This is a genomic window from Poinsettia branch-inducing phytoplasma str. JR1, from assembly GCF_000309465.1.
GTDB lineage: Bacteria > Bacillota_I > Bacilli_A > Acholeplasmatales > Acholeplasmataceae > Phytoplasma > Phytoplasma pruni.
In genome coordinates this window covers 1-8,556 of record NZ_AKIK01000099.1, presented here as the reverse complement: position 1 = coordinate 8,556, position 8,556 = coordinate 1, and the positions used below count along the sequence as shown (strand labels likewise).

The window sequence follows — 8,556 nt, the reverse complement described above, 5'->3', positions numbered from 1 at the left end:
TAACTATGCTTCTGGATCAAAATTAATTTGTATATGTTATAGAATTTATTATAAGCCATTATTTACATTGAATCCTAATTGTAAATTGATGGATAAACAGATTAATGAAACCGTTTTGATTTAAACTAATTTTAATAAAGAGGAGTTTTTAATAATGGAACAAAAAAGAATTCAGGGTAAAGTAGATTGGTTTAATCCTGAAAAAGGGTTTGGTTTCATCACAATTGATACTGACGATCCTAATGCAGAAGGACAAAAAGGTAACGTTTTCTTTCATTACACATCTATCAAATTAGACAATAGCGAATACAGAACAGACAAATTTCGTACTTTAAACGCAGAACAAAAAGTTGAATTCACTATTAAAGAAGTTGAAGGCCGCGGTCTACAAGCTTTTGATATCGTTAAAGTAGAATAATAATTCATTAATTTGAAATATATTTTAAAAACAGACTTTTAATTAAAGTCTTTTTTTTTAATGTATAATATGTTTTTATTGTTTTAAACAAAAAATTTTATGGAGAAAGTAAATGAAAAAATTTAGTAGCGAAGCAGTGACCAAAGGTCATCCTGATAAAATAGCGGATCAAATTTCTGACGCTTTATTAGACGCTTATTTAAATGAAGATCAAGAGGCTAAAGTGGCTATCGAAACAGTTGTCACTAACCAAAAAGTTATCATTTTGGGCGAAATTAAAACTAGTTCTCCATTAGCTCCTCAACAAGTAGAAAAGATTATTAAAAACACTGTTCAACAAATAGGATATGACAGAAAAAACGAAAATTTTTCTTATGATGAATTATCTATCGTTAATTTAACTCACGAACAATCAGAAGAAATAAATAAAGCGGTTTTAAATAAAGGCGCCGGAGATCAAGGTTTGATGTTTGGTTATGCCACCAACGAAACACCAACCTTTTTGCCTTTGAATTTCTTTTTAACCAAAGCTTTAGCTTTAAAATTGACAGAATTAAGAGAAAATAAAACTTTACCTTTTTTAAGACCAGATGGGAAAACTCAAGTAACTATTTGTTATGATGAAAACAATAAACCTCTTTATATAGAAGCCATTGTGGTTTCTTGTCAACACAAAAAAAATATCACTCAAGAAGAAATTAAAGAAGAAATTATAGAACATGTTATCAAACCAGTTATTGATCCTCAATTAATGAACGAAAAAACCAAGATTTTTGTCAATCCATCTGGTAGTTTCGTCAATGGGGGTCCTGGTTCGGACGCTGGTTTAACAGGTAGAAAAATTATTCAAGACACTTATGGCGGGGAAGTTCGTCATGGCGGCGGTTGTTTTAGCGGTAAAGATGCTTCTAAAGTGGACCGTAGTGGTGCTTATATGGTGAGATATTTGGCTAAAAATATCGTTGCTGCTGGTGTTTGTGATAAATGTGAATTACAAATTTCTTACGCTATCGGAATAGAACAACCAGTAGGTTTATTTATTAATACCTTTAATACTAATAAAGTGCCTGAATCATTAATTATCCAGACAATTCAACAAAATTTTGATTTAACTCCGCAAGGAATTATTAATCAATTAAAACTAAAACAACCCCTTTTTCAAATAACTGCTAGAGATGGACATTTTGGCAGACAAGATGATTTATTCGAATGGGAAAAAACCGATAAAATAGCTGTTTTTCAAAAATTATTAACATAAATGTTATGAAACTATATAATATTAATATAAGCAAATGTTAATAAAATAATTATAAATAAGGGTTCTGATTTATGAATGTTAAAAAATTAGTAAAAGAAGTATCTTTTCGTAATGAAAATTTTAGTCAATGGTACACAGATGTTTGTTTGAAATCAGAAATGATTGATTATTCCGATATCAAAGGTTTTTTTATTTATTTGCCGTACGGTTATGCTCTATGGGAAATGATTCAACAATTTATGAACCAAGAATTAAAAAAAACTAACCATCAAAACGTGTATTTTCCTTTAGTCTTTACAGAAAATTTATTTCAAAAAGAACAGCAACATATTGAAGGATTTGCTCCTGAAGCGATGACTATCAGCAAAATAGGCGATAAAACTCTGCCAGAAAAATTAATTATTAGACCTACTTCTGAAGTGTTATTTTCTCAATATTATGCTAAAAAAATAGTGTCTTATCGTGATTTACCTAAATTATTTAATCAATGGTGCACCGTTGTTCGTTGGGAAAAAACCAATAAACCTTTTTTAAGAAGTAAAGAATTTTTATGGCAAGAAGGGCATACAGTTCATACTACAAAAGAAGAAGCTTTACAAGAAAGCTTCGATATTTTAAATTTATATAAAAAATTAGGTCAAGAACTGTTGGCCATCCCTTTTATTTCTGGCAAAAAAACCGAAAAAGAGAAATTTAAAGGCGCGGAAGTGACATATTCTATTGAAGCTTTAATGTATGATGGACAAGCTTTGCAAGCCGGAACTTCACATTATTTAGGTACTAAATTTTCTGAAGCTTTTGAGATCACTTTTCAAGATGCTAATTTGCAAAAACAATTCGCTCATCAAACCTCTTGGGGCATTTCTTCTCGCTTAATAGGAGCTTTAATTATGGTTCACGGCGATGACGAAGGTTTAGTGATGCCGCCTTATATCGCTCCCGTACAAATCGTCATTGTACCTTTGCAAATGAAAAACGAACAAGTAGTGGAAAAAGCGCACCTTTTATACCAACAATTAAGCGCTTCTTATAGAGTGAAAATAGATTTACAAAATAAAAATATAGGTTGGAAATTGAGCAATCACGAACTTAAAGGCATACCTTTAAGAATAGAAATCGGTAAAAAAGAATTAGAAAACGGAGAATTAACTCTTTTTATCAGACACAATTCTACTAAAATAAAAGTGGCTGCAAAAGATTTATTAGAAGTAATACCTCTTCTATTAAAAAAAATTCACCAAGAAATGTATCAAAAAGCTTCTGATCATGTTAAAAATAACACTTATCAAGCTAAAACTTATGATGAATTTAAAGAAAATCTACAAAAAACAGGATATATTAAAATGAGTGTTTATGAAAATGAAGCCGAAGACATTATTAAAAAAGAGACAGGCGCTATCGCTCGAGTTATTTTAGACGAACCTTTAATAACAGAAATTTGCCCTGTAACCAATAAAAAAGCTAACCAAACGGTGTTATTTGCTAGAGCTTATTAATAAATTAATTTATCCCAAGAAGATCCTTCTGAGGATAAATCACATATGCTTTGACATTTGTCATATTATATGTTAGAATAAAAACAGTTATTTCCTAGAAGTAAAAAGAGAAATAAAAGGGGATTTGATTGCTTAGATATATGGAAAATGATGATTTAACAGAGAATTTAAATAATACGATTTATAGCCTATTTTTCGCTTGTGTGAAAAATAAGAAAGAGGTTATAAATTAAAGTGGACTATTTCAACGTTTATCTAATGATTTTTGGATTAATTTTGTTGAATGCTTTTTTTGCTGCGATCGAAATATCATTAGTAACCTTAAGTGAAAGTAAAATTAATTTAGAAATTAAAAATGGTTCTAAAAAAGCCTTAAAAATAAAAAAATTAAAAGAAACTCCTACTCATTTTTTATCTGTTATTCAGATAATGATTCATATTTTAACCTTTGTTCAAGGTTATCTTTTGAAAAATGATGATTTAGGAATTTATTTCACAATCGGTTTAGTGGTTGTTTCTATTGTTTTTGGAGAAATTACTCCAAAAAGAATAGCTTTAAACTTTCCTTTGAAAACAGCTTATTTTTTATTAGATCTTTTCAATGTTTTTTGTTTCATAACTAAACCTATTGTTTGGTTATTGAACCAGATAAGCAACATTATTTTATATGCTTTAGGAATTGATCCACATAAAAAAAATGATGCTGTAGCTGAAGATGAATTGAGATATTTACTAAACACTTCTTACCGTAAAGGTATTATCGATAGTAGCGAGAATAATATGATTCAAAACATTTTTGACTTTGATGAAACCAAAGTTTCGGATGTAATGCGTCATAGAAAAGAAATTATCGCTATTAAATCAGATGTTACTCGCGAAGAATTAACTGATTTGATTTGTTCGGAAAAATACACAAGATTCCCCGTTTATGAGAAAAGTCTTGATAAAATAATCGGTATCGTTCACGTAAAAGATGTTTTTAAAGGATTAATAGAAGTGGATAAAAACCATTTACAATTCGACATTAAAGATTTCCTTCGCAAAGCTTATTACGTAATGGAATTTAAAAACATTAGTGAATTGTTTAAAGAAATGCAATTGAAACAAAACCATATTGCTATTGTAGTTGATGAATATGGTGGAACTGCTGGGATTGTCACTATTGAAGATGTAATTGAAGAAATCCTGGGCGATATAGAAGATGAATACGACAAACAGAACCAAGAAATTATCCAAATTTCTGAACACGAATATATCATCAAAGGAACTACTCACTTATACGATATAGAAGAAGAATTAAAAGCAGATTTACCTATTGATGATTACGAAACTTTAAGTGGTTTTATGCTAGGGAAATTTAAAAGAATTCCTGAAAATAACGAAAAAATTCAAATAATTTATAATAACTGGAAGTTTGATGGTTTAGCTCATGATGGTTTAGTGATTACTAAAATTAAAGTTTCTAAAATTGAACTAGTTCAACAAATAGCTCAAAACTCTGAAGAATAACCAGAATTATAAAAAGTTTAATATATTTTAAAAGGAGTTTTTTTTTAACTTCTTTTTTTTGTGCGTTGATAATGATAAATTTTTTTATGTGTTAAAAACGATGAAATTAAAAAAAATGACTATAAAATGAAAAATTACTATTAGAAAGTCTTTCCTCGCTGATGGAATCCTTATTTTACCAATTAAATCTCAAAAAATTAGAAAAAGCATTAAAGACCGATTTTGCAAAAGGTTTAGATAATGCTAAAGTTCAACAAAAACGTTTAAAATATGGTTTTAATCTTTTGCAAGAACCGGTTACTTTTTCCTTTTGGAAAACATTTAGACAACAATTTAATGATTTTTTCGTTTATCTTTTATTAATAGCATCTGCCATCACGTTCATAATGGGTTTTATTTCCCACCAAAAAGAAGAAATTTTGGAAAGTATTTTAATTTTAATCATTGTTTTGATTAACGCTTTTTTGGGCGTTATTTATGAAAATAAAACCCAAAAATCATTATTAATGGTTAAAAACAAAACCAAACCTTATAGTAAAGTTTTAAGAAATAACCAAAAACAATTGATTTCGCAAGAAGATCTGGTCGTAGGAGATATAGTTTTTTTAGAAACCGGGGATATTGTTCCGGCTGATATCAGGTTAATCCAATCCAACCATTTAAAAATTAATGAATCAGTGTTTACAGGTGAAACTTTATCAGTTGCTAAAAAACATCAAGATAACGATCAACCTTTTAGTTTATTTAACGCTTTTAACATAGTTTTCATGAGTACAGTCGTGGCTTATGGTAACGCCAAAGGAGTGGTTTTAGCCACAGGGATGAAGACTCAGATTGGTAAAATTACTCAATTTACCTTAATAAATCAAACGACTAAAACTCCTTTAGAAAAAAATATTGCTCATCTATCTAAATTGTTGAGCGTTATTATCGCTTTTTTAATTATAATTAATTTTTCGTTAAACCTATTGAAACATTATTGGTTTGGCAAAAACATAGATTTAACCGTTCTAAAACATTTTTTATTTTCTTCTATTGCTTTAGCGGTAGCGGTTATTCCGGAAGGTTTATTGGCTATTATCACCATTATTATGATTTTAGGTATTAAAAAACTAGCAAACCAAAAAGCTATCGTTAAAAATTTAAAAACTTTAGAAATCTTAGGAACTGTGAGTGTTATTTGTACAGATAAAACAGGCACTTTAACTTATAATAAAATGAATATTAAACATTTATATACATCGAACAATGTTTTTTCGGTTAATAACGTTTTACCTTTGCCCAAAGATGTTTTAAGATTGGTTAAATATGGTTGCTTATGTAATAATGCGACTACGCAAAAAGACCAAAATAACAAGATCAATAATATTATCTCTGATCCTGTAGATCAATCTTTTATTGATTTAGCTTATTTATGGCAAATAGATGTTAATTTATTAAGAGAAGAAAATATACGCCTTAAAGAATTTCCTTTTGATGATAAATATAAATTAATGATTACTATTCATCGATTAAAAAGTCGTAAATATATCATTATTAAAGGAGCTGGAGAAATAATTTGTAATTTATCCAACTATGTAGATTACCAAGGCAAAATGCAGGAAAAACAGTTAAATAATGAGCATCTGATAAACAATGAATTAACACGAATGACTCAAAAGGGTTATAAAGTGTTAGGTGTGGCTTATGTTGATTTTTTTCAAGAAGAATGGTTGCAAGAAGATACCACTTTAGATGAATTATTGTCCCAATTACAAAATAAAATCGTTTTTTTAGGTTTGGTTGCTATACAAGATCCTATTAGGCCAGAAATTTTTGCAGCTATTCAAGATTGTCGCAACGCTTCTATTATTCCTATTATGATCACAGGCGATCATTTATATACTGCCGAAAAGATAGCTAAAGAATTACACATTTTAAAACATCCGTACGATTTAGCTATTAACGGAGATATGTTCGAACAAATGAGCGAAAGCGAAATGAAAATTAAATTACCTTATATTAAAGTTTATGCTAGAACTAAACCAGAACAAAAATTAAAAATTGTGCAAGCTTGGCAGAAATCAGGTCATATTGTGGCTATGACAGGTGATGGAGTGAACGATGCTCCTAGCATCAAACAAGCTAATATTGGTATTTCTATGGGCGTAAATGGTACAGAAATCGCTAAACAAACAGCTGATATCGTTTTAACAGATGATAATTTCAATACTATTAAAAACGCTATTGAAGAAGGAAGAAATATTTTTTTAAACATTAAAAAAAGTATTCTTTTCCTTTTAAGTTGTAATATGGGCGAAATAACTGTTATTTTATTAAATACTTGTTTAGGACATTTCTTTTTCACTTATGATTTTGTTATTCTTAGTGCTTTGCAAATTCTTTGGATTAATTTAGTCACCGATTCTTTGGTTGCTTTAGGGTTAGGCATGGAACCTAAAGAAAAAGATTTAATGAAGCAAAAGCCACGCAATATTAAAAATACTTTACTAACGGCTGCTTTGTTTTATAAAATAGCTTTAGAAGGGTTCTTTTTAGGTTTATTAACTTTCTTAGCTGCTTGGATTGGTTATAAGCTGCATCCTCAGGAAGCAGCCAAATACGGACAAAATTTCGCCTTTTTTGTCTTATCTTTTTCGCAATTAGTACACGTTTTTAATTTAAGACATTTGCGTAAATCGGTTTTTTCACTTCAGACCAACTGGGTTTTAATTAAATTCTTTCTGATTAGTGTTTTTTTACAAATGATTATTCTATTCGTCCCTTTTTTAAAAGAAAACTTTCAATTAGCTGATTTATCGTACAAAGACTTTCTCATCATTTTTATGTTATCAATGAGCCCTTTATTGGTGGTAGAGATAGTGAAAAAAATGTTTAAAAAGAAAGATCAATAGAATAAAAATCAATAGATGATGTAGATCATCTATTTTTTTTCTTTATAAAAGAGTGTCGGTTATTGGCTCCAACATAATTAAATAACAATTTTGGGCGGATTTAGTTAAATGGAGGTAAAAATGAATACCTATGGAAAAACTATCTCTAAATTTGTAAAAACCAGGGTTAAATTTGATATATGTCCTAGCGAAATAAATTTTTTTATCGATTAAATCATCGATATTTTTAATAATTAATTTTTTCTCTAAAACATTATATTTGATATTGCTCTCTTTATTGACTAAAACAAAATTTTTAACATATTGATCGGCTGTTTCGACAGCAGAAACACCTTTGAAATAATTTTTCCAAATTTTACTTTTGGGTAATTTATGAGAATTAATCATTTTTTGTGGATCAAAATCTAAGACAATTGGTTCTATAGGGATATTTTTGTTAACAGAGGTAAAAGATTTTATCATTTGGTGTTGATAAAATATCAAAATAGGAGTCCAAAATAAAATCCCTATCAATAAATTAATGAAGATGGTTTTTATTTTTAACATTTTTTAACCTTTATTGTGTATTTTTAAATAAATATCATTACGACAAGGGACAAAAGATCAATAAAAACTGCTTTTTTATTGATATCTAAAAAAAAGTATCCCTAAAAATAATAAACTTTTTTAAAATCGCATCGTGAAAAAAAATATTATTTTTTTTGATTTTGCTCATTTTAACCATCTTTAAAACAAATAATCTCAAATTATTTTTAAAAGTGTGATATTATAAATTTTTAAGATAAAAATAAAATAATTTTCACAAAAACTTTCCTTTTTCCATTGTTATCAACTTATTTATTAATAGAGTGAACCATCAAAGTGGTACCAAAAGAAAACAACTAATTGAACCAAATTGTTTATTAATTAAAAATAAACAGTTTGGTTTTTTTTATTTAGCCAAACTTAAAAAAGGAGTTTTAAAAATGAACGAACAAGCCA

At 28.4% G+C, this 8,556-nt stretch carries 6 protein-coding genes; 5 read left to right on the top strand and 1 reads right to left on the bottom strand.

What is annotated here, in order from left to right; translation table 11 throughout:
- The first annotated feature begins 154 nt into the window (after window positions 1-154).
- The 5 genes from ON17_RS02230 to ON17_RS02210 all read left to right on the top strand — a co-directional run bounded on the left by ON17_RS02230 (window position 155) and on the right by ON17_RS02210 (window position 7,575).
- Window positions 155-418, top strand: a complete 264-nt coding sequence (locus ON17_RS02230) for a cold-shock protein (protein ID WP_017191865.1) — start codon at window positions 155-157, stop codon at window positions 416-418.
- A gap of 112 nt (window positions 419-530) precedes the next feature.
- Window positions 531-1,676, top strand: a complete 1,146-nt coding sequence (gene metK, locus ON17_RS02225) for a methionine adenosyltransferase (RefSeq protein ID WP_017191864.1) — start codon at window positions 531-533, stop codon at window positions 1,674-1,676.
- A gap of 71 nt (window positions 1,677-1,747) precedes the next feature.
- Window positions 1,748-3,172 carry a proline--tRNA ligase gene (gene proS, locus ON17_RS02220; RefSeq protein ID WP_017191863.1) on the top strand — a complete coding sequence of 475 codons (1,425 nt, stop codon included), beginning with the start codon at window positions 1,748-1,750 and terminating at the stop codon, window positions 3,170-3,172.
- Between the two features lie 258 nt (window positions 3,173-3,430).
- A complete protein-coding gene (locus tag ON17_RS02215) occupies window positions 3,431-4,681 on the top strand; it encodes a hemolysin family protein (RefSeq protein WP_017191862.1) in 1,251 nt (416 codons plus the stop codon).
- A gap of 161 nt (window positions 4,682-4,842) precedes the next feature.
- Window positions 4,843-7,575 carry a cation-translocating P-type ATPase gene (locus ON17_RS02210; RefSeq protein WP_017191861.1) on the top strand — a complete coding sequence of 911 codons (2,733 nt, stop codon included), beginning with the start codon at window positions 4,843-4,845 and terminating at the stop codon, window positions 7,573-7,575.
- 42 nt (window positions 7,576-7,617) lie between these two features.
- On the opposite strand, the gene ON17_RS02205 is transcribed toward ON17_RS02210, so the two are convergent.
- A complete protein-coding gene (locus ON17_RS02205) occupies window positions 7,618-8,121 on the bottom strand; it encodes a hypothetical protein (RefSeq protein ID WP_017191860.1) in 504 nt (167 codons plus the stop codon).
- Window positions 8,122-8,556: the final 435 nt, after the last annotated feature.